General features: G+C 69.4%; 24 protein-coding genes. 16 read left to right on the top strand and 8 right to left on the bottom strand.

The features are described from left to right. Positions 1-57 precede the first annotated feature (57 nt). Both ACFPFG_RS21635 and ACFPFG_RS21640 read left to right on the top strand, forming a co-directional pair. Positions 58-471, top strand: a complete 414-nt coding sequence (locus ACFPFG_RS21635; RefSeq protein WP_183018943.1) for a YchJ family protein — start codon at positions 58-60, stop codon at positions 469-471. Continuing rightward, positions 455-2,320: a hybrid sensor histidine kinase/response regulator gene (locus ACFPFG_RS21640; protein WP_380108198.1), complete on the top strand. Its 1,866-nt coding sequence runs from the start codon at positions 455-457 to the stop codon at positions 2,318-2,320. The genes ACFPFG_RS21635 and ACFPFG_RS21640 overlap by 17 nt, the downstream gene beginning before the upstream one ends. Here ACFPFG_RS21640 and ACFPFG_RS21645 read toward each other — a convergent pair. After that, positions 2,290-3,027 carry a response regulator gene (locus ACFPFG_RS21645; RefSeq protein ID WP_197954776.1) on the bottom strand — a complete coding sequence of 246 codons (738 nt, stop codon included), beginning with the start codon at positions 3,025-3,027 and terminating at the stop codon, positions 2,290-2,292. The genes ACFPFG_RS21640 and ACFPFG_RS21645 overlap by 31 nt on opposite strands. A gap of 187 nt (positions 3,028-3,214) precedes the next feature. Between ACFPFG_RS21645 and ACFPFG_RS21650 the strand changes: the two genes are divergently transcribed. Both ACFPFG_RS21650 and ACFPFG_RS21655 read left to right on the top strand, forming a co-directional pair. Then, positions 3,215-4,270: a hypothetical protein gene (locus ACFPFG_RS21650; RefSeq protein ID WP_380108200.1), complete on the top strand. Its 1,056-nt coding sequence runs from the start codon at positions 3,215-3,217 to the stop codon at positions 4,268-4,270. Positions 4,271-4,368: 98 nt separating this feature from the next. Further along, entirely contained in the window at positions 4,369-5,055 is a 687-nt protein-coding gene (locus ACFPFG_RS21655; RefSeq protein WP_183018939.1) for an HAD family hydrolase, read from the top strand. A gap of 15 nt (positions 5,056-5,070) precedes the next feature. On the opposite strand, the gene ACFPFG_RS21660 is transcribed toward ACFPFG_RS21655, so the two are convergent. Together ACFPFG_RS21660 and ACFPFG_RS21665 are read right to left on the bottom strand one after the other, a co-directional pair. Continuing rightward, positions 5,071-5,739, bottom strand: coding sequence for a glutathione S-transferase family protein (locus ACFPFG_RS21660; protein WP_183018938.1), 669 nt, complete (start codon positions 5,737-5,739; stop codon positions 5,071-5,073). Between the two features lie 75 nt (positions 5,740-5,814). Beyond that, positions 5,815-6,891 carry an AraC family transcriptional regulator gene (locus ACFPFG_RS21665; RefSeq protein ID WP_197954778.1) on the bottom strand — a complete coding sequence of 359 codons (1,077 nt, stop codon included), beginning with the start codon at positions 6,889-6,891 and terminating at the stop codon, positions 5,815-5,817. 136 nt (positions 6,892-7,027) lie between these two features. On the opposite strand from ACFPFG_RS21665, the gene ACFPFG_RS21670 reads away from it, so the two are divergent. Continuing rightward, positions 7,028-8,746 carry an AMP-binding protein gene (locus tag ACFPFG_RS21670; RefSeq protein WP_380108203.1) on the top strand — a complete coding sequence of 573 codons (1,719 nt, stop codon included), beginning with the start codon at positions 7,028-7,030 and terminating at the stop codon, positions 8,744-8,746. Positions 8,747-8,790: 44 nt separating this feature from the next. On the opposite strand, the gene ACFPFG_RS21675 is transcribed toward ACFPFG_RS21670, so the two are convergent. Continuing rightward, positions 8,791-10,524, bottom strand: a complete 1,734-nt coding sequence (locus ACFPFG_RS21675) for a Na+/H+ antiporter (protein WP_197954779.1) — start codon at positions 10,522-10,524, stop codon at positions 8,791-8,793. A gap of 92 nt (positions 10,525-10,616) precedes the next feature. Here ACFPFG_RS21675 and ACFPFG_RS21680 point away from each other — a divergent pair, with 92 nt between their 5' ends. The 5 genes from ACFPFG_RS21680 to ACFPFG_RS21700 all read left to right on the top strand — a co-directional run bounded on the left by ACFPFG_RS21680 (position 10,617) and on the right by ACFPFG_RS21700 (position 16,888). Next, entirely contained in the window at positions 10,617-12,224 is a 1,608-nt protein-coding gene (locus ACFPFG_RS21680; protein WP_183018934.1) for a carboxyl transferase domain-containing protein, read from the top strand. Positions 12,225-12,258: 34 nt separating this feature from the next. Next, entirely contained in the window at positions 12,259-13,044 is a 786-nt protein-coding gene (locus ACFPFG_RS21685) for an enoyl-CoA hydratase/isomerase family protein (RefSeq protein ID WP_312377889.1), read from the top strand. Positions 13,045-13,077: 33 nt separating this feature from the next. Then, a complete protein-coding gene (locus tag ACFPFG_RS21690) occupies positions 13,078-13,827 on the top strand; it encodes a DUF4126 domain-containing protein (protein ID WP_183018932.1) in 750 nt (249 codons plus the stop codon). Positions 13,828-13,878: 51 nt separating this feature from the next. Further along, a complete protein-coding gene (locus ACFPFG_RS21695; RefSeq protein ID WP_183018931.1) occupies positions 13,879-15,897 on the top strand; it encodes an acetyl/propionyl/methylcrotonyl-CoA carboxylase subunit alpha in 2,019 nt (672 codons plus the stop codon). A 70-nt stretch (positions 15,898-15,967) separates the two neighbouring features. Beyond that, positions 15,968-16,888, top strand: coding sequence for a 2-hydroxyacid dehydrogenase (locus ACFPFG_RS21700; RefSeq protein ID WP_183018930.1), 921 nt, complete (start codon positions 15,968-15,970; stop codon positions 16,886-16,888). Positions 16,889-16,897: 9 nt separating this feature from the next. Here ACFPFG_RS21700 and ACFPFG_RS21705 read toward each other — a convergent pair whose 3' ends face one another. Next, on the bottom strand, positions 16,898-17,860 hold the full coding sequence (locus ACFPFG_RS21705) for a 3-hydroxyacyl-CoA dehydrogenase family protein (RefSeq protein ID WP_380108207.1): 963 nt from the start codon (positions 17,858-17,860) through the stop codon (positions 16,898-16,900). A 515-nt stretch (positions 17,861-18,375) separates the two neighbouring features. Between ACFPFG_RS21705 and ACFPFG_RS21710 the strand changes: the two genes are divergently transcribed. The 6 genes from ACFPFG_RS21710 to ACFPFG_RS21735 are packed head-to-tail and all read left to right on the top strand — an operon-like array spanning position 18,376 to position 23,237. Further along, positions 18,376-19,317 carry a hydroxymethylglutaryl-CoA lyase gene (locus ACFPFG_RS21710; protein WP_043820259.1) on the top strand — a complete coding sequence of 314 codons (942 nt, stop codon included), beginning with the start codon at positions 18,376-18,378 and terminating at the stop codon, positions 19,315-19,317. A 2-nt stretch (positions 19,318-19,319) separates the two neighbouring features. Continuing rightward, complete coding sequence (locus ACFPFG_RS21715) at positions 19,320-19,823, top strand: YbaK/EbsC family protein (RefSeq protein WP_183018928.1); 504 nt, start codon at positions 19,320-19,322, stop codon at positions 19,821-19,823. Next, entirely contained in the window at positions 19,820-20,065 is a 246-nt protein-coding gene (locus tag ACFPFG_RS21720) for a DUF1289 domain-containing protein (RefSeq protein WP_183018927.1), read from the top strand. The genes ACFPFG_RS21715 and ACFPFG_RS21720 overlap by 4 nt, the downstream gene beginning before the upstream one ends. Before the next feature lie 23 nt (positions 20,066-20,088). Further along, positions 20,089-20,724 carry a DsbA family protein gene (locus tag ACFPFG_RS21725; RefSeq protein ID WP_183018926.1) on the top strand — a complete coding sequence of 212 codons (636 nt, stop codon included), beginning with the start codon at positions 20,089-20,091 and terminating at the stop codon, positions 20,722-20,724. After that, complete coding sequence (locus tag ACFPFG_RS21730) at positions 20,725-22,578, top strand: putative nucleotidyltransferase substrate binding domain-containing protein (protein WP_380108210.1); 1,854 nt, start codon at positions 20,725-20,727, stop codon at positions 22,576-22,578. After that, entirely contained in the window at positions 22,575-23,237 is a 663-nt protein-coding gene (locus ACFPFG_RS21735; RefSeq protein WP_183018924.1) for a 3'-5' exonuclease, read from the top strand. The genes ACFPFG_RS21730 and ACFPFG_RS21735 overlap by 4 nt, the downstream gene beginning before the upstream one ends. A gap of 22 nt (positions 23,238-23,259) precedes the next feature. Here the strand turns inward: ACFPFG_RS21735 and ACFPFG_RS21740 are convergent, their stop codons facing one another. The 3 genes from ACFPFG_RS21740 to ACFPFG_RS21750 form a co-directional block, all read right to left on the bottom strand. Continuing rightward, positions 23,260-23,895 (bottom strand): YbhB/YbcL family Raf kinase inhibitor-like protein, encoded by a 636-nt coding sequence (locus tag ACFPFG_RS21740; protein WP_197954799.1) that lies wholly within the window; start codon positions 23,893-23,895, stop codon positions 23,260-23,262. Between the two features lie 217 nt (positions 23,896-24,112). Then, positions 24,113-25,846: a cation acetate symporter gene (locus ACFPFG_RS21745; RefSeq protein WP_183018922.1), complete on the bottom strand. Its 1,734-nt coding sequence runs from the start codon at positions 25,844-25,846 to the stop codon at positions 24,113-24,115. Next, complete coding sequence (locus ACFPFG_RS21750) at positions 25,843-26,151, bottom strand: DUF485 domain-containing protein (RefSeq protein WP_380108213.1); 309 nt, start codon at positions 26,149-26,151, stop codon at positions 25,843-25,845. The genes ACFPFG_RS21745 and ACFPFG_RS21750 overlap by 4 nt, the downstream gene beginning before the upstream one ends. Positions 26,152-26,389: the final 238 nt, after the last annotated feature.

Consider the following 26,389-nt stretch of genomic DNA (forward strand, 5'->3'; position numbering starts at 1 on the left):
CCGCGCCGTCCTCTACCAAATTCCCCAAGTTCCGCAAGTTCCGCAGGGCCAGCCGCTATGAGCGCTGCCGCCACCTCCCCGGCCTGTCCCTGCGGCCAGCACGATGCCAAGGGCCGTCCCCTGGCCTTCGATGCCTGCTGCGGCCGCTATCTGGACCATTTCGACGACTGCCCCGCGCCCGATGCCCAGGCGTTGATGCGCTCGCGCTACAGCGCCTTCGTGCGCGAGGACGCCGCCTATCTGCTGGCCACCTGGCACGCCAGCCAGCGGCCCGCCACGCTGGACTTCGAGCCTTCGGCACGCTGGCTGGGGCTGGCCGTCAAGGACTTCCGAAGCACCGGCGATGACCGCGCCGAGGTGGAGTTCGTCGCGCGCTACCGCGTGGGCGGCCGCGCCGTGCGCCTGCATGAGCGCAGCCGTTTCGTGCGCGAAGCCGGGCGCTGGCTCTACGTGGATGGCGACCAGTTCTGAACACGGCGGCGGCCCTGCGGAGCCGCTGTGGAAATTGCAGCAGCGCCAGCGGCTGCTGCTGTCCATCGCATCGCGGGGCTCGTCCGAGGCGGCGGCCCTCATCATCCCCGGCATCGTGGTCTGGCTGCAGCGGCACGAAACGGGCGCCTTCCAGGTGCCGCTGCTGCTGTGGTGGCTGGGCATGGCGCTCATGGCCTGCGTCTTTGTCGGTTTGCGGCGCCAGTTGCGCCGGGACCTGGGAGCTGCCGTGCCATCGGCCGAGTTGCCAGCGCGGCTGCAGCGCTGGGAACGCGTGATGGGCCGCATGGCCCTGCTCAACGCCGGTTCCTGGGCGCTGGCGATACCGCTGACCCACGGCAGCGGCCATGAGTTCCGGCTTTTCATCTACCTGGTGCTGTGCGGCGTCGTGGCCTCGGCCGCCACCTTCCTGGCGCCGGCCTCTGCCGTATTCAAGCGCTTCTTCGGCGTGCTGTACGGCGCCATGCTGCTGGCCGTTGTCTGGTACTTCCCGAACAGGGGCCTGTACCTGCTGCCGCTGCTCATGCTGTATGGCGCCACCATCGCGCGCCATGCCTGGGGGGCGCGCCAGCTCATGCTGCAGCAATGGGCGCAGGAGCGTGACCGCCAGCTGCTGGCCGAGCGCTACCTGGCGGCCAAGGAGCAGGCCGAACAGGCGCTGGAGGCCAAGAGCCGCTTCCTCTCGGCCGCCAGCCATGACCTGCGCCAGCCGCTGCACGCGCTGGGCCTGCTGGTGGAAACCGCCCGCCAGCGCAATGCCGACGGCGCACTGGCAGGCGTGCTTGACGATGCCCAGGCCTGCGCCCAGTCGCTGGGCACCATGTGCAACGACCTGCTGGACCTGTCGCGGCTGGAGAACGGCACCTGGGAGCTGCGCGCCCAGGTGATGGACCTGCGCATTCTGCTGGGCGATGCCACGCGCCTGTTCGCGGCCGAGGCACGCCAGCGCGGGCTGGTGCTGCGCTGGCGCGTGGCGCGCGGCATGGACAGCCTGGTGCGTGCCGACGAGGCCCTGCTGCGCCAGATGGTGTTCAACCTGCTGCACAACGCCCTGCGCTACACCCAGCGCGGCGGCGTGCTGCTGGCCGCCCGCGTGCACGGCGGGGGCTGGCGCATCGAGGTCTGGGACACGGGCCTGGGCATTGCGGCTGAAGACCGGCCCCATGTCTTCGCACCGCACTTTCGCGCGCGCTCAGGCCAGGCGGCCCGGCGCGCGGCCCAGCCTGCGGCCGACCACCTGCCCGGCGTGAGCAGCCAGGGCCTGGGCCTGGCCGTGGTGGCCGCAGCGGCGCGCCGCATGGGCGTGGAGCACGGCCTGCTGTCCACGCCGGGGCGGGGTTCCTGCTTCTGGCTGCAACTGCCGTCCAGCCTGAATGTGCAGGCGGCCTTGCAGCAGTCCGAGGGACCGTCCGAAGGATCGCAGGCGCAGGCGCAGGCGCAGGCCCGGTCGCCCCTGCTCCAGGGCCGGTGCTGGGTGGTCGATGACGATGCGCAGGTGGCGCGGGCCCTGGCCGGCCTGCTGCGCGATTGGGGGCTGCAGGTGGATGTGGCCGCCACGGGCCGCGAGGTGGCCGACTGGCTGGCGGCGGGGCAGCATCCCGATTTCGTGCTGTGCGACCACCATCGGGCCCGGGGCGAGAACGGCTTTGCGCTGCTGCAGAACGTGCTGGCGCAAGCGCCGCAGGCGGCGGGCGCCCTGCTCAGCGGCGAGCCGTCGCCGGCGCTGGAGCAGGAGGCGCAGGAACTGGGCTATCTGCTGCTGCGCAAGCCCGTGGACCCGCTGGCGCTGCTGGCCCTGCTTCAGCGCAGACTGGCCGTGGCCGGCGCCTGAACCGTATCGGTCGGCGGGACGGAAGGCGGCAGCTCCAGCGCAATGCCCTGCATGCGCGTGATGGCGTCGATGCGGCTGTGCACGCCCAGGCGCTGCAGGGCGCCGGCCACATGCTCCTTGACCGTGTGCGGCGATAGATGCAGCAACTGCGCAATGCTGGGATTGGGCAGGCCGCGCAGCACCAGATCCAGCACCTGGGCCTGGCGCGGGGTGAGGCCCAGCTCGGCCGCCGTCATGCGGATGGCATGGGCGCCGCCCGGCGCCTGTGGCGCCAGCGGGGCGGCGGGGAACCAGGTCTCGCCGCGCAGCAGGGCCGCCACGGCCTGCTGCAGCACCTGCGGCGGCTGGGACTTGAGCACAAAGCCATGGGCCCCCGCCGCGCGTGCCTTCAGGGCAATCGCGCCATGCGTGTCGCCGCTGGTCATGAGCACGCGGCAGGCGGGCGCCAGCGTGCGGATTTCGCGCACCACGTCCGTGCCCGCGCTGGCACCCAGCCAGAAATCCACGATGGCCAGATGCGGCGATCCCCTGCCGGCCATGCACTGCAGGCCTTCGCCCGCATCGGCCACGGCATGGACTTCGGACAGGCCGAATTGTTTCAGGAACTCGGACACGCCCATGGCAGTCAGCGGGTGGTCGTCGATCACCAGGGCATAGCGGCCCGATTGGAGACAGGAGGAATCGGTCAGGAGGCGATGGCTGTGCATGGTCCGCGCGAAGGCATGTCGAAAGGGCTGGAGCGCCAGGGCGCGCCCGGATACACCTTGCGCACATCGTAACGATTACCCCCCGGCCGGGGGGTGACCGGATGTCGGCCAACTCCCCAAAATCGCCGCCGATGCCCTGAGATTCCGCATGGAACGGGCATGTATTCAACGAGAAGGGGAGATAGTCATGAAGATGGTACAGCTCACGCGCCGCAGTGCGGCATTGATGCTTCTGGGAACCCTGGCCGCCTGTGGCGGCGGCGGTGGTGGTGGTGGATTGGGAGAACCGGGCGGCGGAGATCCCGGCAATGGCGGAAATCCTGGCAACCCCGGCACGCCCGGCAACCCTGGCGGCGGCACGACGACCCCGGTGACCGGCCAGTACCGCATGGAGACGGCTGCCGAAAACTTCGACGCGGCCCTGTCCGCCATGAACACGCTGGGGGCGCAAGGCTATGCCTTCACCTACAGCCTGGCCTCGGGCGGCACGACCTTCCCCGTTCCCATCGGTGACTTCTACGTTACCGACACGGCCCACACCGGCACGCGCCTGGACTACCGCATGGTGGCCGACGTGGCGGGCGTCTCGGCCCTGGTGGCCCAGCTCAATGCGCAGGGTGCGCAGGGCTACCTGTACAAGTCGGGCATGGCGTTCCCCGGCAGCACGCAGGACCTGCGCAACCTCTATGTGCGCAGCAGCAGCGCCGCCGCCACCTACAGCTACGAGACGCGCCCCGCCGTGGGTGCGCTGGACACGTCCGGCTTCACGCAGCAACTGGCCGAGATGAGCGGCCGGGGTTTCCGCTACATGGGCCCGCTGATCTCGGGCGACGAGATGTTCAACCTCTACGTCAAGGACTCCAAGGCACCGGCCTTCGAGTACGCGGTCTTCGCCCTGGCCGCGCCCTTCGGCATGGCCAACGGCACGGCGCTGAAGCAGCGCCTGGACGAGATGGGGGCCAAGGGCCACCTGCTGCGCGGCGCCCTGGTGCTGCGCGGCAATACCGAAGGCGTGCAGCTGTACGAAAAGAGCGGCGACCAGCAGGGCGCCATCGAGTACCGCCTCGAATCCGTGTCCAACAACGCCAGCCTCGCGCAGCGCCTGGAGCAGTTCAACCGCAACGCGGCCGAAGGCTTTTTCGCCTTCGGCGATGTGGTCACCGACGATGGCCAGTTCCATTCCATCTCGGTGCGCAACGTCCGCCGCATGGTGCATCCGCTGGCCGGTGCCTCCTTCCCCTGAGCAGGGCACAGGCATGCGCGGCCGGCGCATAATCCGGCCATTTTCCGCAGCAAGGGCGCCCAGGGCGCCCTTGCTCAGTTTGTTTCGAGAATCCATTCATGACTGCTTTCGAGGCCGTGCTCTTCGACTGTGACGGCGTGCTCGTCGACAGTGAATCCATCACCAACCGCGTGCTGTGCACCATGCTCAATGAATCGGGCTGGCCCATCAGCACCGAGGAATGCCTGCGCGAATTCATCGGCAAGACCGTGCGCAGCCAGGCCGCGCTGATCGAGGCGCGCACCGGCAAGCCGCTGACCGACGCATGGATGGCCGCCTTCTACGAGCGCCGCAACGCCGCGCTGCGCGCCGAGCTGGTGGCCATTGACGGCGCGCTGTCCGCCGTCAGCGAATCCCATGCGCTGTGCGCTGGCCGCATCGCCTGCGCCTCGGGCGCGGACCGCGCCAAGGTGGAGATGCAGCTGGCCCAGGTCGGCATGGCCCCGTATTTCGAGGGCCGCGTCTTCAGCGGCCATGAGCTGCCGCGCAGCAAGCCCTTTCCCGATGTGTACCTGGCCGCAGCGGCGGCCCTGGGCGTGGCGCCTGCCAACTGCCTGGTCATTGAGGATACGGTGACGGGCGTCACCGCAGGCGTGGCCGCAGGCGCCACGGTCTGGGGCTACTTCCCGGCCGACCAGGGCCACGCATCGGCCGAGCAACTGCTCGAAGCCGGCGCCAGCTGCGTGTTCGGCGACATGGGCGAACTGCCCGCCATGCTGCGGGCCATTCTCCCGTCACGGGCCTGAGCCCCGGTCCCGCCTTCAGTCCCGCAACCGGGGCGAAGGCCGGGCCTCCACGCCCTGGGCCTGCGCGGCCTGCTGCTCGGCCAGCAATGCGCGCTGGAAGGCGGGCCGCTGCTGCAGGCGCGTCCAGTAGGCCTGGGTGGCCGGTCCCCACTGGGCTTCCATCTCCAGGTGGGCCGACAGCATCAGCGCATAGCCCACGGCCACGTCGGCAGCGGTGAAGCGGCCTGCCGTGAGCCAGTCGCGCTGTTGCACGTCCTGCTCCACGGCGCGCAGCCGCGCGAGGAACCAGCGCTGGTAGTCCTGGGCCACCTGGGGCTGGCGCCGCTCTGCCGGCTCGAAGTGCGCATAGCGCAGCACCAGGGTCTGCGGGAAGGTCAGCGTGGCATCGCTCATGTGCAGCCAGTTGAGGTAGGCCGCGAAGTCCGCCTCCTGCGGCTGCACGGACAGGCCGGCCCCGGGGTGCAGGGCGGCCAGGTATTCGCAGATGGCGGCCGACTCGGTCAGCCTGGCCTCGCCGTGGCGCAGCAGCGGCACCGTGCCCAGCGGGTTGAGTTCAAGGTAGCTGCGCTGCCGCACGCGCGGCGGAAACGGCAGCATGTGCAGCGTGTAGGGCAGCTGCAGCTCTTCGAGCATCCACAGCGCGCGGAAGGAGCGCGCGCTGACGCAGTGGTGGAGGTGGTGCATGTGCAAAGCCTAGGCCAGATGCGCGGACGGCGGCTGTCGCGCAGGATGCAAATCGCGCCAGGATGCACGCGGCCCTCATTCGGGCCGGGCTCGCGCGCTCTTGCGGAACTCGGAAGGCGACAGCCCCGTCCACAGCCGGAAGGCGCGGATGAAGCTCTTGTCGTTGAGAAACCCGCAGGACTGGGCGATGCGCTTGATGGGGCGGCTGGTGCGCAGCAGCAGGCCGATGGCGCGCTCGCGCCGCACCTCGTCCTTGAGGGCCTGCAGCGAGGCGCCTTCTTCCTTGAGCTGGCGGTGCAGGCTGCGCTGGGACAGGTGCAGCTGGCGCGCCAGCGTGTCGGCCGTCTGCAGGCATTCGGCGTCGGCCGCCAGCAGCTGGCGCACGCGCTGCATCAGCTGGCGCTCGCGCCGGTAGGGGCGCACCTGCAGCGGCAGGGCGCGCTGCAGCATGCGCTGCAGCGCAGGCTCGTCGCGCGTCAGCGGCATATCCAGAAAACGCGCGTCGAACTCGAGGCAGGCCCGGGCCGCGCCAAACTCCACCTCGCCCGGCGGGAACAGCAGCGCATACACGCCCGCATGCGGCGGGGGATCGAAGGGAAAGCAGGCGCGCCGCAGCGGCAGCGGCTCATCGATGAACCAGCTGGCCAGGCCGTGGATATTGCGCAGCACCGACAGCAGGCAGAACTCGCGCATGGCGCCCAGCGTGGACAGCTCCTCGATGGCCAGCGTGGCAACGCCGTCTTCCTGCGTCAGCGTGAGGCGGATGTCGTCGGCCAGCAGGCCATGGTGGCGGCACCAGCGCGCCAGCGCCAGGCCCAGCTGCTCGCTGCCCATGCTGGCGCGTGCCAGCATGCCGTAGCTGCCCCAGGGCAGGCGGCGCGAGAACCAGCCCAGGGCCTCGTCGTCGAGTTCGCGCATGGCGGCATCGGACAGTGCCTCCATCTGCAGCGCCGTGATGCACTCGTTGCGCTCTTTGACGGAGTCTGGCGCGATTTGTGCCTTCTCCAGGGCGGACAGGGCGCTGATGCCCCGGCGTTCGTAGGCCAGCATAATGGCCTGCACAAAGGCCATGGGCGTGACTGCAGGGTGTGCGGAGGCCATGGTGGCGGCCGCCTGGGGCAGGGGGGTCTTGACCAGCGAGGGGGTGAACATGCTGGCAATTATTGCAACCTTCGTGGCCTGTTCTGCTCGGGGTTGGCCCTTATGCTGCCACGCAATAGCTGCCGTGACGGGGCAGGCCACTGCATTTGCCCGTCCCAGGCGCCGCCGACGACACAGGAGACAACGCATGCCCGCCCAGAACGCCCCGCTCGCTTCCAGCCATGCCCAAGGCCGCACCGATGTGCCGCTGATCGAGCAGACCATCGGCGATTTCTTTGCCGACATGGCGGCCCGCCAACCCGGGCGCGATGCCCTGGTCAGCCGCCACCAGGGCCTGCGCTACAGCTATGCCGGCCTGCACACCGAGGCGCGCCGCCTGGCCAGCGCGCTGCTGGGCCTGGGGCTGGACAAGGGCGACCGCATCGGCATCTGGTCGCACAACAACGCCGAATGGGTGCTGATGCAGTTGGCCACGGCCCAGGTCGGCCTGGTGCTGGTCAACATCAATCCGGCCTACCGCACCTCCGAGGTGGAGTACGCGCTCAACAAGGTCGGCTGCAAGGCCCTGGTGACCATGGCGCAGTTCAAGACCAGCGACTACCTGGGCATGCTGCGCGAACTGGCCCCCGAGCTGGCCACGGCCGAGCCCGGCCGCCTGCATTGCGCGCGCCTGCCCCAGCTGCGCAGCGTGGTCTGGATCGACGTCGCAGGGCAGGGCGAAGAGCAGCCCGGCATGCTGCGCTTTTCCAGCCTGCTGGCGCGCGGCGATGCGCAGGATGCGCGCATCGACGCCGTGGCCGCCACGCTCAAGAACAACGACCCCATCAACATCCAGTTCACCAGCGGCACGACGGGCTTTCCCAAGGGCGCCACGCTGACCCACCGCAACATCCTGAACAACGGCTTTTTCATCGGCGAGTGCATGCGGCTGACGCCCGAGGACCGGCTGTGCATTCCCGTGCCGCTGTACCACTGCTTCGGCATGGTGCTGGGCAACCTGGCCTGCTTCACGCATGGCTCGGCCATCGTCTATCCGAATGACGGATTCGATCCGCTGCTGGTGCTGGAGACCGTACAGGCCGAGCGCTGCACGGGCCTGCACGGCGTGCCCACGATGTTCATCGCCGAGCTGGACCACCCGCGCTTCAAGGAGTTCGACCTGAGCACGCTGCGCACCGGCATCATGGCCGGCTCGCCCTGCCCCATCGAGGTGATGAAGCGCGTGGTCAGCGACATGCACCTGTCCGAGATCACCATCGCCTACGGCATGACCGAGACCAGCCCCGTCAGCTGCCAGAGCGATGCCGACACGCCGCTGGAGCGCCGCGTGTCCACCGTGGGCAAGGTGCAGCCGCACCTGGAGGTGAAGATCGTCGACCCGGCCACGGGCGAGGTGGTGGCGCCCGGCGCCTCGGGCGAGCTGTGCACGCGCGGCTACTCGGTCATGCACGGCTACTGGGGGGACGAGGCCCGCACGCGCGAGGCCATCGACGACGAGGCCTGGATGCACACGGGCGACCTGGCCACCATGGACGAACAGGGCTATGTGAACATCGTCGGCCGCATCAAGGACATGGTGATCCGCGGCGGCGAGAACATCTACCCGCGCGAGATCGAGGAATTCCTCTACCGCCACCCGCAGGTGCAGGACGTGCAGGTGGTCGGCGTGCCCGACGTGCGCTATGGCGAGGAGCTGTGCGCCTGGATCATCGTCAAGCCCGGCCAGACGCTGACCGAGGACAGCGTGCGCGACTTCTGCAAGGGCCAGATCGCCCACTACAAGGTGCCGCGCTACATCCGCTTCGTCGAGGCCTTCCCGATGACGGTGACCGGCAAGATCCAGAAGTTCAAGATCCGCGACGAGATGATCGCCATGCTGGATCTGCGCCCGGCCAGGACCGCCTGAAGGCTGCTTTCATGCGCTGCCGCCAGCTGTCCACCGCGTGCCGCCTAGTGCGTGCCGCCCTCGGGCGCGGCCCCGGCCGAGGCTGCAGCGCGGCGCGCCACGACCAGGCGCTTGCGCAGCGAGACCTCCTGCATGTCCAGCTCGCTGACCAGGCGGCGCAGCGACTCGTCGTTGATGCGGTGGGCCTGGCGCTCGGCGTAGAGCGCGTCGCGCTCCTGGTGGATGCAGCGCAGCCGCAGCTCGATCTCCAGCAGGTAGCGCAGCTTGCGCTGGCGCACGACTTCGGGCGCCTCGCGCTGGATCTCGATGCTGGAGGCCGTGCCGCTGCCGTCGTCCAGCAGCTGGACGCGGTTGCGGTACTCCTGCGTCAGGTGGCCCATGACCTCCTGGTGCATGGCCACCCATTCGGGCGTATGGCCCTGGATCTCTTCCTCGCTGAGCGTCAGCCCGCCAATGGCGGACTGGCAGGCGGCCACGCGCGCCAGGCGTTCCTCGCGCACCGTGGGCGATTCGCCGGGCTGGGGCATGCGGCGCAGGATCAGCGGCAGTGCGATGCTGCCCAGCACCAGGGTGAACAAGATGGTGCCGGTGGCCAGGAAGACCAGCATCTCGCGGCCCGGAAAGGGCTGGCCGTTGTTCAGCAGCATGGGCACGGACAACGCGCCGGCCAGCGTCACGGCGCCGCGTATGCCGGCCATGGTGGTGGCCAGGTTCAGCAGGTGCGAAGGGCGCTCGGCCATCTTGCCCTGGAAGTGGGCGCGTGCCAGGCTGCGCTGCACGCCCAGGGTCAGCCAGATCCAGCGCATCAGCAGCAGTGCGCTGGAGATGATCACCACATAGCCCACCAGCACCCACCATTCGCTGCCCGCATCGTGCAGGGTCACGCCGATGATGGAGGGCAGCTGCAGGCCCAGCAGCAGGAAGATGGCGCCGTTGAACGAGGCCTCGACCATGCTCCAGGTGCCCTCGGTCTGCAGCCGCTCGCTGATGTAGCTGCTGCGCTCCAGGTCGGCGAAGTTGGTGGCAATGCCTGCGGCCACGGCCGACAGGATGCCCGACACGCCGATCTTTTCGCCCACGATGTAGGCGGCGAAGGGCAGCAGGATCAGCAGCAGCACCATCTGCGTGGCAGCCACGTCGCCCAGGCGGCGCGTGATGGTGCTGCGCGCATAGGAAAAGCCCCAGCCGATCAGCGTGCCCACGCCCAGGCCGCCCAGGGCCATCCACATGAATTCCTTGGCCACTTCGGTCCACGAGAACAGGCCGGTCAGCGTGGCGGCAATGGCGAACTTCAGCGCCACCAGGCCCGAGGCATCGTTGAGCAGGGACTCTCCTTCGAGGATGTGCATGGTCTTCTCGGGCATGCCCAGGTTGCGCGTGATGGCCGAGACGGCCACGGCATCGGTGGGCGAGACCACGGCGGCCAGCGCGAAGGCCACGGTCAGCGGCATGCCGGGCACCAGCCAGTGGATCAGCCAGCCCAGCCCCACTACCGTGAACAGCACCAGGCCCAGCGCCAGGCGCAGGATGGGGCGGTACAGCGAGAAGAACTCGCGCTTGGGGATGCGCCAGCCGTCGGCAAACAGCAGCGGCGGAATGAACAGCAGCAGGAACAGCTCGGGATCGAAGGCGATGTGCAGGCCCTTTTGCGGCCAGGCGATCAGCGCTCCCAGGGCGATCTGTATCAGCGGCAGCGGGATGGCGCGCACATAGCGCGCGGCAATGCCGGTCAGTGCCCCCAGCAGCAAAACGAGCAAGACGATTTCAACGGTGTGCATACGGCATTTTCCCCAGCCCGGGCCGCCGTTCTTTGCAGCACATTCGAAAAAACCAAGCGCCCGCATCGGGCAAACACAAGAAGAGGCCACACATGAGCATTCTGGGCACCCAACTCAATCCGCGTTCGGCGGACTTCCTGGCCAATGCCGCCGCCATGCGCGCCGTGGTCGAAGACCTGCAGGCCCAGGTGGCCAAGGTCGCCGAGGGCGGCGGCGAGGCCGCGCGCGCCAAGCACGTGGCGCGCGGCAAGCTGCTGCCGCGCGATCGCGTGGCCATGCTGCTGGACCCGGGCACGCCCTTCCTGGAGATCGCGCCGCTGGCCGCGCTCAACATGTACCGCAACGACGCGCCCGGCGCGGGCCTGATCGCCGGCATCGGCCGCGTCAGCGGCGTGGACTGCATGATCGTGTGCAACGACGCCACGGTGAAGGGCGGCACCTACTACCCGATGACGGTGAAGAAGCACCTGCGCGCCCAGGAGATCGCCGCGCAGAACCGGCTGCCCTGCATCTACCTGGTGGACTCGGGTGGCGCCAACCTGCCCAACCAGGACGATGTGTTTCCCGACCGCGAGCACTTCGGCCGCATCTTCTTCAACCAGGCCAACATGAGCGCCGAGGGCATTGCCCAGATCGCTGTGGTCATGGGCTCGTGCACGGCAGGCGGCGCCTATGTGCCGGCCATGAGCGACGAGTCCATCATCGTCAAGAACCAGGGCACCATCTTCCTGGGCGGCCCGCCGCTGGTGAAGGCCGCCACGGGCGAGGTGGTCAGCGCCGAGGACCTGGGCGGCGGCGACGTGCACACGCGCCTGTCGGGCGTGGCCGACCACCTGGCCCACAACGACACCCATGCGCTGGCGCTGGCGCGCCAGTCCGTGGCCAACCTCAACCATGGCAAGCAGCCGGCGGCCGGCGACCTGCCGCCCGAGGCGCCGCTGTTCGACGGCGGCGAGCTGTACGGCGTGATCCCCGTGGACACGCGCAAGCCCTTCGACGTGCGCGAGATCATCGCCCGCGTGGTGGACGGCAGCCGCTTCGACGAGTTCAAGGCGCGCTTCGGCGCCACCCTGGTCTGCGGCTTTGCGCGCATCGAGGGCATGCAGGTGGGCATCATCGCCAACAACGGCATCCTGTTCAGCGAATCGGCCGTCAAGGGCGCGCACTTCATCGAGCTGTGCTGCCAGCGCAAGATCCCGCTGGTCTTCCTGCAGAACATCACGGGCTTCATGGTGGGCCGCAAGTACGAGAACGAGGGCATTGCCCGCCACGGCGCCAAGCTGGTCACGGCCGTGGCCACGGCGGCTGTGCCGAAGTTCACCATCATCATCGGCGGCTCCTTCGGCGCGGGCAACTACGGCATGTGCGGCCGCGCCTACTCGCCGCGCTTCCTGTGGATGTGGCCCAACGCGCGCATCTCGGTCATGGGCGGCGAGCAGGCGGCCAGCGTGCTGGCCACCGTCAAGCGCGACGGCATCGAGGCCAAGGGCGGCCAGTGGACGGCCGAGGAGGAAGAGGCCTTCAAGGCCCCCATCCGCCAGCAGTACGAGGATCAGGGCCACCCCTATTACGCGACGGCGCGCCTGTGGGACGATGGCGTCATCGACCCCGCCGACACGCGCCGCGTGCTGGCGCTGGGCCTGGCGGCCACGCGCAACGCGCCCATAGCGGACACGCGCTTCGGCGTGTTCCGCATGTGACGGCGGCCCCTCTTTCCTTGCAGCGAGGTACTCCATGAAAACCACCGCACTGACCCTCGAATTCCAGGGCCCCCTGGCCACCATCACGCTGACCCAGCCCGAAGTGCGCAACGCCTTCAGCGACGAGGTCATCGCCGACATCACCCACGCCTTCCACACCGTGGGCAAGCGCAGCGACGTGCGCGCCGTGGTGCTGGCCGCCGAGGGCCCGGCCTTTTGCGCAGGCGCCAACCTCAACTGGATGCGCCGCATGGCCGACTACTCGCGCGACGAGAACCGCGAGGACGCCGGCCTGCTGGCCGAGATGCTGCGCGTGATCTACGAATGCCCGCAGCCCACCATCGCGCGCGTGCAGGGCGATGTCTATGCGGGCGGCATGGGCCTGGTCGCTGCCTGCGACATGGCCGTGGCCGCCGAGGGCGCGGGCTTTTGCCTGTCCGAGGTGAAGATCGGCCTGATCCCCGCCACCATCAGCCCCTACGTGATCCGTGCCATGGGCGCGCGCGCCGCCCACCGCTACTTCCTGACCGGCGAACGCTTCGACGCGGCCGAGGCGCTGCGCATCGGCTTCGTGCACCGCGTGGTGGCGGCAGACGAGCTGGACAATGCCGTGGACGGCCTGCTCAAGCACCTGGTCAGCGCCGGCCCCGAGGCCGCCCGCGCCTGCAAGCGCCTGGTGATCGAGGTGGCCGAGCGCGAGATCAACGAACAGCTGATCGCCGCCACCGTCGAAGGCATTGCCGACATCCGCGCCAGCGCCGAAGGCAAGGAGGGCGTGCAGGCCTTCCTGCAAAAGCGCAAGCCGGCCTGGCTGGCCTGATACGCGCAGGCTGCCCTCCACCGAGCCAACGCCATGAGCACCCTGACCGACTCCCTCGTCCAGTGGCTGCAGTCCGTGGGCCTGTACCCGGGCCCGGCCGTGCACCACACGGTCAGCGAGGCGGCCGGCGAAGTGGCCGAGCGCGTGGGCCAGGCCGCCAGCGGCATGGACATGGCCGGCCTGCTGGCGTTGGCGGCGGCGCTGGGCTGGGCCAGCGGCTTTCGGCTCTACGCCGTGGTCTTCGTGACCGGGCTGCTGGGCGCGCTGGGCTGGGTGGCGCTGCCGGGCGGGTTGCATGTGCTGGAGCATCCGGCCCTGCTGTTCGCCAGCGGCGCGCTGCTGTTCGTGGAGTTCTTCGCCGACAAGATCCCCGGCGTGGACTCGGTCTGGGACCTGCTGCAAAGCGTGATCCGCATCCCGGCGGGCGCGGCGCTGGCGGCCGGCGTCTTCGGCGCCGACAGCGCGACCATGGCCACCATGGCGGCCCTGATGGGCGGCTCGCTGGCCCTGTCCAGCCAGGTGGCCAAGAGCACGGCGCGCGCGGCCATCAACACCTCGCCCGAGCCGTTTTCCAACGTGGGCGCGAGCCTAGTGGAGGACGGTGCCTCGGTGGGCGCGATCTGGCTGGCGCTCTCGCATCCGCTGGCCTTCGGCGTCGTGCTGCTGGTCGTGGTCATCGCGCTGTGGCTGCTGACCTGGGCACTGTGGCGCTTTCTCAAGGCCGTGGTGCAGCGCCTGCGCTCGCTGTTGGGCGGGTCTCCCGCGATGAATCAAAAACCATAGCCGCCGGTCGCCGAATGACCGGGGCTGCAGAGAAAACACTGGAGATAACGCATGTTCAAGAAGATCCTGATCGCCAACCGCGGTGAAATCGCCTGCCGCGTCGCGGCTTCCGCCCGCCGCATGGGCGTGCGCACCGTGGCCGTGTACTCGGACGCCGATGCCCGCGCCAAGCATGTGCAGGCCTGCGACGAGGCCGTGCACATCGGCGGCAGCGCCCCCAAGGACAGCTATCTGCGCTGGGAGCGCATCCTGGAGGCCGCCAAGGCCACGGGAGCCCAGGCCATCCACCCCGGCTACGGCTTTCTCAGCGAGAACGAGGAGTTCGCCCAGGCCTGCGCCGATGCCGGCCTGGTCTTCATCGGCCCGCCGCCCTCGGCCATTCGCGCCATGGGCCTGAAGGCGGCCTCCAAGCAACTCATGGAAAAGGCCGGCGTGCCCCTGGTGCCCGGCTACCACGGGGCCGACCAGGACCCGCAGCTGCTGCAGCGCGAGGCCGACCGCATCGGCTACCCGGTGCTGATCAAGGCCAGTGCCGGCGGCGGCGGCAAGGGCATGCGCCTGGTCGAGCGCAGCGAGGACTTTGCCGCAGCCCTGGCCAGCTGCCAGCGCGAGGCCATCAACAGCTTCGGCGACGACGCCGTGCTGGTCGAGAAATACGTGCTGCGCCCGCGCCACATCGAGATCCAGGTCTTTGGCGACACCCAGGGCAACTGCGTCTACCTGTTCGAGCGCGACTGCTCGGTGCAGCGCCGCCACCAGAAGGTGCTGGAGGAGTCCCCAGCGCCCGGCATGACGCCTGCGCTGCGCCAGAAGATGGGCGAGGCCGCCGTGGCCGCCGCCCAGGCCGTGAACTACGTGGGCGCGGGCACGGTGGAGTTCATCGTCGAGCAGCCCGGCGGCTACGACCAGCCCGAGGCCATGAAGTTCTACTTCATGGAGATGAACACCCGCCTGCAGGTCGAGCACCCGGTGACCGAGGCCATCACGGGCGAGGACCTGGTGGACTGGCAACTGCGCGTGGCCAGCGGCCTGCCCCTGCCCAAGCGCCAGGACGAGCTGCGCATCACCGGCCACGCCATCGAGGCGCGCATCTGCGCAGAGAACCCCGACAACGGCTTCCTGCCCGCCACCGGCACCCTGCATGTCTACCGCAAGCCCGACTGCGCCAGCTTCCGTGTCGGCGACGTGCGCGTGGACGATGGCGTGCGCGAGGGCGATGCCATCAGCCCCTTCTACGACTCCATGATCGCCAAGCTCATCGTGCATGGCGACACGCGCGAACAGGCGCTGGCGCGGCTTGATGCCGCCCTGGCCGAGACACGCATCGTGGGCCTGGCCACCAATGTGCAGTTCCTGCGCCAGGTCATCGCCAGCGATGCCTTTGCAACCGCCAAATTGGACACGGCGCTGATCGAGCGCGAGAAGCAGCATCTGTTCCACCAGCAGCGCCTGCCGCAGGCCCAGGCCGTGGCCGCCGCCGTGGCCCAGGTGCTGCAGGCCGAGCGCGCGCAGGAAACCGCCGACCCCTTCAGCCGCCGCGACGGCTGGCGCTCGCACGGCGTGGCCGAGCGGCGCTGGGACTTCCGCCAGGGCGAGGCCGCGGTGCCCGCGCGCCTGCGCTACCTGCATGACGGCGCGCTGCAACTGGCCGTGGGCGAGGGCGAGTCCCTCGCCGAGGGCCTGCTGTCCTGGCAACAGGCCGGGGACGGCGCCTTCGACGTGCAATTCGCGGGCCAGCGCCTGCGCGCCCAGGTCCATGTGCTGGGCGAGCAATGCCATGTGTTCGCCCCCCAGGGCGCAGCCGTGCTGGGCCTGGCCGATCCGCTGGCCCATGCGGGCGAGGTGCAGTCCGAAGGCGGCCGCCTGACGGCGCCCATGCCGGGCAAGGTGGTCTCCTTTGCCGTCAAGGCCGGCGACAAGGTCAGCAAGGGCCAGCCGCTGGCCGTGATGGAGGCCATGAAGATGGAGCACACCATCGCCGCGCCCGGCGACGGCGTGGTGGCCGAGCTGCTGTATGCGCCCGGCGACCAGGTGACCGAAGGCTCCGAGCTGCTGCGCCTGGAAAGCTGAGCCCGCACGCAAGACAGTTTTGCGCAAAAGTCGCGCGTGGGCGTCGCCAGGCCGTTAGGCTTGGCCACCTATGCGAGTGACTTTCTGCTGCGAAGACACCAGGCCCGACGCCTGGCTGCAAGGACTGCGCGCGGCCCTGCCGGGCGCCGAGGTGGACATCTGGTCGCCGGGCGCGCCGCAGGCCGACTACGCCCTGGTCTGGGCGCCGCCCCAGCGCTTCATCGACGAGCAGCCGGGACTCAAGGCCCTGTTCAACATCGGCGCTGGCGTCGATGCGCTGCTGCCGCTGCGCCTGCCGGCCGGGCTGCCCGTCTACCGCCTGGAGGACGCCGGCATGGCCGTGCAGATGGCCGAATATGTCTGCCAGGCCGTGATCCGCTTCTTCCGGGGCCTGGACGGCTACGAGGCCGACATGGCCGCCGGCCTGTGGCAGCACCGGCCCAATCCCCGGCGCGTGGACTTCCCCGTGGGCGTCATGGGGCTGGGCCGCATGGGCGAGCGCGTGGCGCGCGCGCTGACGGTGTTCGATTTCCCCGTCAACGGCTGGAGCCGTACGCCGCATGCCATCGACGGCGTGCGGGGCTTCTGCGGTCCGCAGGACTTCGACGCCTTTCTGCGCGCCACCCGCATCCTTGTCAACCTGCTGCCGCTGACCCCCGAGACCGACAGCATCATCGACGCGCGCAGCCTGGCCCTGCTGCAGCCGGGCGCCTATGTCATCAACGTGGGACGCGGCGGCCATGTGGCGGACGAGGACCTCATCGCCGCCATCGACGGGGGCCATGTGTCCGGCGCGTTGCTCGACGTGTTCCGCACCGAGCCGCTGCCCGACGGCCATGCCTTCTGGCGGCATCCGCGCATCACGCTCACGCCCCACACTTCGGCACGCACCCTGGCGCGCGATAGCGTGGAGCAGATCGTGGGCAAGGTCGCGGCGCTGAGCCGGGGCGAGCCGGTGAGCGGCCGCGTGGACCTGCGGCGCGGCTATTGAGGGACGTGCTCATGACGAGCCTTCCTCGCGCCCCGGCACCGGCAGCTCGCCGGCCAGCAGCGCCAGGCCCTGGCGCAGCAGCGCGTCATAGCGGGCACGCTCGGCCAGGCGGCGGTCCTCGGGCCAGTCGAAGAAGCCCTTGCCGGTCTTCATGCCCAGATCGCCACGCGCCACGCGCTCGCGCAGGGCCTGGGCCGGTACATCGGTGTTGGACAGCGTGGGGTACATGGTGGCGGCCGCCGCGCAATGCACCTCGATGCCCGCATGGTCGCGCTGCAGCACGGGGCCGGCCGCCAGGAAGCGGAAGCCGAAGCCGAAGCGCACGGCGGCATCCACATCCTCGGGCGAGGCAATGCCCTCGTCGATGAGGGCGAAGGCCTCGCGCGACAGCGCATGCTGCATGCGGTTGGCCAGAAAGCCGGGCTTGTCCTTCCTCACCAGCACCGGCACGCTGCCGCAGCCGCGCATGAAGCCGTGCAGCCACTGGCCCTGGGCCGGATCGCTGCGCTCGCCCAGCACCACTTCCACCAGTGGCACCAGGTGGGCGGGCATGAAGAAGTGCAGGCCCAGCATGCGCTGCGCCGTGGGCAGGCCGCTGGCGATGGCGCTGATGGGAAAGCCCGAGCTGTTGCTGGCCAGCACGGCGTCGGCCGGCGCATGCGCCTGCAGTTCGGCGAACAGCGCCTGCTTGGCATCCAGCCGCTCGGTAATGCATTCCACCACCAGGGCCACGCCGTCCCAGGCCACATCCTCCAGCGCCGCGCAGACCGAGACCTGGGGCGCGCACCGGGCGAAGCCGGCCGTGGCCAGCTCGATGGCAATGTGCTGCAGCAGCAGCTCGCGCCGTGCCGCGCCGGGATCGACCACGGTCACGCTGGCGCCGCCCCGGGCCAGGACCACGGCCACATCGGCACCCATGGTGCCTCCCCCGACGACCACCGTGCGCGCGTTGCGCGGCGAATTGCTGTGCATGCTGTCTCCTGCTGATTTCATGGATTTGAGGCGCAGTCTAGGCAGCCGTCATTGAACGGTAAAGACGCATTTTTCGATAAGCTGATCGGCGATGAAGATCAATTGGTCGGCCTGCGAGGTCGATGTCTTCCTGGCGCTGGCCGATTCGCCGATTCGCTGATTCGCTGAGCCTTCGGCGCACGGCGCGGCAGATGCACCTGTCGCAGTCGGCCGTCTCGCGCACGCTGGCGCGGCGATCTGGGCTGGGCCGACGTGGCCCATCCGCCCCACATCTCCATGCCCGCTGGCACGACCGGTGCTGCGCCGCCCCATCGGCCTGGTGCGCCTGAGCGGCCGCCGCCTGTCGCCGGCTGCCGCGCGCATGGTGGAGATGCTGCGCGAGGAAATGGCGGCCCTGCCGGGCTGAAGGGGGCGCTGGCAGCCGTTGTGCATGGCCCGGCAGGATATGGGGTGGTGCCCGGACCTGCAAGCCTGGACAATAGGGGCCGTACCCGTCATCCCGGTGAGAACACCCCATGAGCATTCCTTCCCGCGTCAAACTCGTCGATGTAGGCCCCCGCGACGGCCTGCAGAATGAAAAACAGCCCGTGCCCGCCGCCGTCAAGATCGAGCTGGTGCACCGCCTGCAGGAAGCCGGCCTCAAGGAAATCGAGGTCACCAGCTACGTCAGCCCCAAATGGGTGCCGCAGATGGCCGACAACGCCGAAGTCATGGCCGGCATCGTCCGCCGCCCCGGCGTGCGCTACAGCGTGCTCACGCCCAACATGAAGGGCCTGGAGGCCGCGCTGTCGGCGCCGCGCGAACTGTGGCCCGACGAGATCGTGGTCTTCGGCGCGGCCAGCGAGGCCTTCAGCCAGAAGAACATCAACTGCTCCATTGCCGAAAGCATCGAACGCTTCGCTCCCGTGGCCGAGGCCGCGCGCGCCCAGGGCATCTACGTGCGCGGCGCCATGAGCTGCACCGTGGGCTGCCCCTACGAAGGCGAGATCGCCCCCGAGCGCGTGGCCTACCTGGCCGGTCTCATGAAGGGCATCGGCGTGCAGCATGTGGGCGTGGCCGACACCATCGGCGTGGGCACGCCCGTCAAGGTGCGCAAGGCCATCGAGGCCACGCTGCAGCACTTCGCCATCGACGATGTCTCGGGCCACTTCCACGACACCTACGGCCAGGCCGTGTCCAACACGCTGGCTGCCCTGTCGCTGGGCGTGTGGCAGTTCGACACCTCGGTGGCAGGCCTGGGCGGCTGCCCCTACGCCAAGGGCGCCACGGGCAATGTGGCCACCGAGGACGTGGTCTACATGCTGCAGGGCATGGGCATAGAGACGGGCATCGACCTGGACAAGCTGATTGACGCCGGCCAGTTCATCAGCGACCACCTGGGCCGCCCCACGCAGTCGCGCGTGGCCAAGGCACTGCTCACCAAGCGCGCCAGCGCGGCTGCATGCGAGGCGGTGTGAGCATGTGCGGATCTGAACTCCACCATCTTCCCGAAGGCGTGCAGCGCGTGGCGGCCTTCCTGCAGCAGGCCGGCCACGGCGACGGACCGCGCATGCTGGACGGCGCCGCGCGCACGGCCCAGGAAGCGGCCGACCAGCTGGGCATCCTCGTGGGCCAGGTGGCCAAGAGCATCATCTTCCGCCGCCGCAGCGACGGCGTGGCCGTGCTGGTCGTGGCCTCGGGCGACCGCCGCGTGGATGAGAAGAAAGTCGCGGCCCTGGTCGGCCCCGTGGGCCGTGCCGACGCCGATTTCGTCAAGGCACAGACGGGCTTTTCCATCGGCGGCGTCAGCCCCGTGGCCCATGCCAACACGCCCGTGACCCTGGTGGACAGGGAACTGCAGCGTTTCGACACCGTCTGGGCGGCCGCCGGCCATCCGCACGCGGTGTTCGCGGCCACGCCGGCCGCGCTGCAGCTGCTGGCCGGCGCGCCCTGGGCCGACGTGGTGCAGGAGGTGTCGGCATGATGGACCCCAAGGAAATGCTGGCCCAGAAGGCCCGCGCCGCATACGCTGCGCGTGCCGAAGAGGAACCCGTGCTCTCGCCCTGCATCTCGGTCTGCCGCATGACGCCCGACCGCAGCCATTGCGAAGGGTGCTTTCGCACCATCGACGAGATCCGCGCCTGGTCCAAGTCCGATGCGCCGCAGCGCCTGGCGATCTGGAACGCGCTGCTGGAGCGCGCAGGCATCGCGGCCACCGCTCCCTAGATCCCCATCACGACGCACCCGCCATGAAGCAGATCACCTTCCATCTCGACTTCATCTCGCCCTATGCCTGGCTGGCGTTCGCGCAACTGCCGCAGGCGCTGCAGGGCATCAGCCACCACATGCAGTACCGCCCCGTGCTGCTGGGCGCGCTGCTGCAGCGCCACGCCAACCCGGGACCGGCCGGCATCGCGGGCAAGCGCGAATGGACCTACCGCCATGTGAGCTGGCTGGGCCATGCCACGGGCGTGGGGCTGGACATGCCGGCCCGCCACCCGTTCAACCCGCTGCCGCTGCTGCGCCTGGCGCTGGAGTGCAGCGACGACGGCACCATCAACCGCTTTGTGGCGGACGCCGTGCTGCGCCATGTCTGGCTGGGCGGCGCCGACGCGCTGGACCCTGCGCGGCTCGATGCACTGCGCGCCACGCTGGCGCCGCAGCTGCGCACGGATGCGGCGGACAACGCCAGGCGCCTGCTGCGCGAGAACACCGAGGCCGCGGCCGCGCAAGGCCTGTTCGGCGTGCCGGCCTGGGAGGTCGACGGCCGCCTCTTCTGGGGCCTGGACAGCCTGCCCATGCTGCGCGCCTACCTGGAAGGCGACAGCTGGTTCGACAGCGGCTGGGACGCGGCTGCAAGCGTGGAGCAAGGCCTGAAGGTTTGAATGGCGGGGCTGGAACAACGGCCCTGCCCCATGCCCAACGCCTTCAACTTCGCCGCCTCTCCCTTCGACTGCCTCACGCCCGACGAACAGGCGCTGGTGCGCGATGGCGTGGACATCGCCTACTTCCCCGAGGGCGCCGTGGTGCTGGACGCGGGCTCGGCGCCCACCCACCTCTTCGTCATCATCAAGGGCCATGTGGTGCAGACCGAGGGCGACGAGGTGCTGGCCAGCTACGGCCCCGACGACAGCTTCGACGGCCGCGCCCTGGTGGCCGGCCGCACGGGCAGCCGCTTCACCGTGGCCGAGGAACTCATCGCCTACCAGCTTGCGCGCGAAACCGTGGGCGAGCTGATCGCGCGCAACACGGCCTTTGGCGCACTGCTGTTCTCCGACCTGGGCCACAAGCTGGGCACATTGGCCCAGCGCGCCGACCGGCACGAATTGCAGTCGCTGACGCTGGCGCGTGTGGACCAGGCCTATCTGCGTGCCGCCCATGTGGTGGATGCGGCCACCGACATCGTCTCCGTGGTGCGCCTGTTCCATGCCGAGCGCACGACCAGCGTGCTGGTCTCGGGACTGCCGCAGGGCGGCCTGGGCATCTTCACGGGCACCACGCTGCAGCGCGCCATCCTTGACGGCCGCGCGCTGGACCGGCTGGCCGTGGGCGAGTTCGCCAGCCAGCCCGTGTTCACCGTGCGCGCCGACGACCAGCTGGGCGATGCCCTGGTCGTGCTGCTGCGCGCGCGCGTGCACCGGCTGGCCGTGCTGGATGCACAGGGCCAGGTGCTGGGCATCCTGGAGGCGCTGGACCTGTTCAGCTTCCTGGCCAACCACTCCCACCTGATCACCGTGCAGATCGAGCAGGCCGCCGACCTGCAGGCGCTGGAGCAGGCCGCCGCCCAGATCACGCGCCTGGTGGCCGCCCTGCACCGGGGCGGCACGCGGGTGGCCCTGATGGCGCGGCTGGTGCAGCAGCTCAATGCACGCCTGTTCGAGCGTGCCTGGCAGATGCTGGCGCCGCTGGACCTGGTGGCCCACAGCTGCCTCTTCGTCATGGGCAGCGAGGGGCGCGGCGAGCAATTGCTCAAGACCGACCAGGACAACGGCCTGCTGCTGCGCGACGGCTATGTGCCGCCCGATGATCTCGATGCCATCTGCGCGCGCTTTTCCGCGCAGCTGCAGCGCTTCGGCTACCCCGAATGCCCGGGCGGCATCATGCTCAGCAACCCGCAATGGCGCGGCACGGTGGCCAGCTTCGGCAGGCAGGTGCGCGAATGGCTGATCCTGCCCGGCCCCGAGGGCCTCATGCACCTGGCGATCTTCCTGGACGCCCATGCCGTGGCCGGCGATGCCGCGCTGCTGGCCACGGTGCGGCGCGACCTGATGGCGCTGGCCCTGGACAGCGATGCCCAGGTGGCGCGCTTCGCCTCGGCCGTCGATGCCTTCGCGCACGAGCCGGGCAGCTGGTGGGAGCGGCTGCTGGGCCGCGGCGGCGAGGGTGCGCCCGTGCACCTCAAGAAGGCCGGCATCTTCCCCATCGTGCATGGCGTGCGCAGCCTGGCGCTGTCCCAGCGCATCGCCGCCACCGGCACGGCCGAGCGCATCGCGGCCCTGGTGGACAAGGGCGTGCTCGACGGCGCCCAGGGCCAGGAGCTGCTCCAGGGCCTGCATTTCCTCATGGGCCTGCGCCTGCAGGCGGGACTGGCCGAGATCGACCTGGGCCGCCCCGTCACCGGCCATGTGGACCCGGCCCGCCTGAGCAGCCTGGAGCGCGACCTGCTCAAGGACACGCTGGCCGTGGTGCGGCGCTTCCGCGAACTGCTGCGCCAGCGCCTGCGGCTGGACGCGGTATGAGCGCGGCGCCCTTGCAGCGCTGGGTGGCGGGCCTGCGGCGCAACCGGCAGCGGCGCAGGCTGGCGGACCCCGCCTATGCCTTTCTCTTCGACGCGCCGCCGCCCGGCGAATGGGTGGCGCTGGACTGCGAGACCACGGGCCTGGATGTGCGCTGCGACCAGATCATCTCCATCGGCGCCGTGCGCATCGTGGGCGAGCGCATCCTGTCCAGCGAGCGCCTGGAACTGCTGGTGCGCCCCTCGCGCAGCGTGCCCGGCGACAGCGTGCGCATCCACCGCCTGCGCGAGCGGGACCTGGCCCGGGGCCTGGCCATCGAGGACGCGCTGGCGCAGCTGCTGCGCTTCATCGGCAGCCGCCCGCTGGTCGGCTACTACCTGGAATTCGACGTGGCCATGATCGAGCGCGTGCTGCGCCCCTGGCTGGGCACGGGCCTGCCCAACGAGCGCATCGAGGTCTCGGCCCTCTACTACGACCACCGCTTCCGGCAACTGCTGCCCTGGCAGCAGCAGGCGCCCGAGATCGACCTGCGCTTTGCCACGCTGATGGCCGACCTGGGCCTGCCGCAGCGCGAGGCCCACGACGCGCTCAACGACGCCGTGATGGCGGCGCTGGCCTTCATCAAGCTGCGCAGGCTGGGGGGTGGAAATCAGGGTGCCTGAAGGCACCCGCGAGGGCATGCGCTCAAGCGACGGAGACTGAAGGGTTCAGGCTGTACAGGCCGGTGATGCTGGCCTTGCCCAGCACCTGGGCTGCGTCCAGCGCCGCGCGCACATTGGCGCCGGTCAGTTCGCCGGAGACCGCCAGCGTGGGCGTGGCCAGCGCATAGACGGTGAAGACGTAGTGGTGGACGATGCTGTCGTTCCACGGGGGGCAGGGGCCGTCGTAGCCGTAGTAGTCGCCCTTCATCTGCTCGTCGCCCGCGAACCAGCCCGTGTAGTCGTTGATGCCGTGGCGCAGGCCGCCGGGGGCGGCCGGGCCTCTCTTGCCGCGTGGCGTGACGCCCTCGGACTGGGCACCTGCCGCGATCTCGGTGGTGGTGGCCGGAATGTCCAGCAGCAGCCAGTGGTAGAAGTCCACGCGCGGCAGGCTGGCCGGCACTTCGCGGCCTTCCTGGTTCACATCGTCGCCGCGGCTGGGCACGTCGGGATCATGGCAGACCACGGCGAAGCACTGCGTGCCTGCGGGCGCGCCGCTCCAGGCCAGGTGCGGGTTGCGGTTGGACGACAGCGCCACGTGCGAGGCCGCATCGGGCACCGCGAACGCGAATTCGCCGGGAATCGCCTGGCCGTCCTGGAAGCTTTGGCTGATGAGTTGCATGTCGGATCTGTCCTGTGCGTTGAAGAGGGAAGCGGTGCTGCACAGGCGAAGCTGCGCAGACCCCGCAAGTCTAGAGGCCTGGACGGCGCCGGCCATCGCATATCCGATCAGGCGCCTTCTCCAGCCGATCCACCTGAGGGCGGCTGCTGCCCCGCCAACGAAAAAGCCGGGCGCTGGGCCCGGCTTTGCATGGTGGGTGCCCGAGGGGCTCGGTGGCTCAGTGGCCCGAAGCACCCGAGGCGCCGAGGCCTGTTTCCGAGCGCACCTGCTGCGCGGGGAAGATGGCGCGTTCCTTGGCGGCCTGGGCGCTCTTGTCGAGCACCGAGAACAGCCACACGCCCACGAAGCCGATGGTCATGGAGAACAGCGCGGGCGAGGCGTAGGGGAACCAGGCCGAGCCTGCGGGGTTGCCCAGCGTGGCCTCCCACACCGGGGGCGAGACCACGGTCAGGCCCACGGAGGAGATCAGGCCCATGAAGCCGCCGATCACCGCGCCCTTGGTGGTGCAGTCCTTCCACAGCACCGACAGCAACAGCGGGGGGAAGTTGGCCGAGGCCGCGACCGCGAAGGCCAGCGACACCATGAAGGCGATGTTCTGCTTCTCGAACACGATGCCCAGCAGCACGGCGATGGCGCCCAGCGTCAGCGTGGTGATGCGCGAGACGCGCAGTTCGGCGGCGCTGTCGGCCTTGCCCTTCTTGAACACCGTGGCGTAGAGGTCATGCGACACGGCCGAGGCGCCCGACAGCGTCAGCCCCGCGACCACGGCCAGGATGGTGGCGAAGGCCACGGCCGAGATGAAGCCGTAGAACACGTCGCCGCCCACGCTCTTGGCCACCAGCACGGCCGCCATGTTGGCCGTGCCCGCGCCGCCGTGGATCACGCCCTTGACCGTATCGGCCATCTCGGGGTTGGTCAGCACCAGGGTGATGGCGCCGAAGCCGATGATGAAGATCAGCACGTAGAAGTAGCCGATCCAGGTCGTGGCCCAGAACACGCTCTTGCGCGCTTCCTTTGCGTCTGGCACGGTGAAGAAGCGCATCAGGATGTGGGGCAGGCCCAGCGTGCCGAACATCAGCGCCATGCCGAAGCTGATGGCCGAGATCGGGTCCTTGATGAAGCCGCCCGGGCCCATGATGGCCAGGCCTGCCTTGGCGGCGGCCGAGGGATCGGCGCCGTTGTTGGCGGCGATCTCGGAGCGCACGCGCACGCCTTCGGCGAACAGCGCCTCGGGGCTGAAGCCGTACTTGGCCAGCACCATGAAGCCCATGAAGGTCACGCCGGCCAGCAGCATGCAGGCCTTGATGATCTGCACCCAGGTCGTGGCCGTCATGCCGCCGAACAGCACGTAGATCATCATCAGGCCGCCCACCAGCACCACGGCGATCCAGTAGTCCAGGCCGAACAGCAGCTTGATCAGCTGGCCCGCGCCCACCATCTGCGCGATCAGGTAGAAGGCCACCACCACCAGCGTGCCGCTGGCCGCGAAGGCGCGGAACGGCGCCTGGGCGAAGCGGTAGCCGGCCACGTCGGCAAAGGTGAACTTGCCCAGGTTGCGCAGGCGCTCGGCCAGCAGGAAGGTCAGGATGGGCCAGCCCACCAGGAAGCCGATGGAGTAGATCAGGCCGTCATAGCCGCTGGCCATGACCGATGCCGAGATGCCCAGGAAGGAGGCGGCCGACATGTAATCGCCCGCAATCGCCAGGCCGTTCTGAAAGCCCGTGATGCCGCCGCCGGCCGTGTAGAAATCGGCGGCCGACTTGGTGCGGCCTGCAGCCCACTTGGTGATCCACAGCGTGGCCACGACGAAGGCCGTGAAGAGAATGATGGCGGTCCAGTTGGTGGCCTGCTTGGCGGCCACGCCGACATCGCCGCCGGCGGCCAGCACGGGCCCCGTCAGGGCCAGCGCCACGGCGGGCGCCAGCAGCATGCGTTGTGCGGAATTCTTCATTTCGTGGCGTCCTTCAGGATGTCCTGGGTGAGCTTGTCGTATTCGCCATTGGCGCGGCGCACGTAGAGGCCGGTGACGATCACCGAGAAGACGATCACGCCCATGGCAATCGGAATGCCCAGCGAGGTCACGCCCGCGCCAATGGGCTGGGCCAGAAAGGATTTGTCGAAGGCAATCAGCGAGATATAGCCGTAATAAACGACCAGCATCAGCAGCGTCAGAAAAAGGCCCAGGCGATTGCGTCTGGACCGCAGCTCCTGGTATTTGGGATGGCGCTGTATTTTGTCTACCACCGGATCGGTCATGGTTTGTCTCCTGAAGTTGGAATCGCGGCGGCAGCTCCATGGATCTGCAGCCTTGCGGCGCATTCTGGAAAGCGCTTCTGACCGAGTGCTTACGCAGTGCAGCATGGTTTGCCAGGGTTTTTACGGTGCTTTTCACATGGAAAAAGACGGCCTCAGGGTTGCTGCTGAGTTAGTAAGAAAACGTTCAGTTCGCCGTCAATTTCTGTAAGAGGCGAGTCAGATTCGCGTCAGCAGGCAG

The sequence above is a fragment of the Delftia deserti genome (assembly GCF_042653485.1).
Classification (GTDB): Bacteria; Pseudomonadota; Gammaproteobacteria; order Burkholderiales; family Burkholderiaceae_C; genus Comamonas; species Comamonas acidovorans.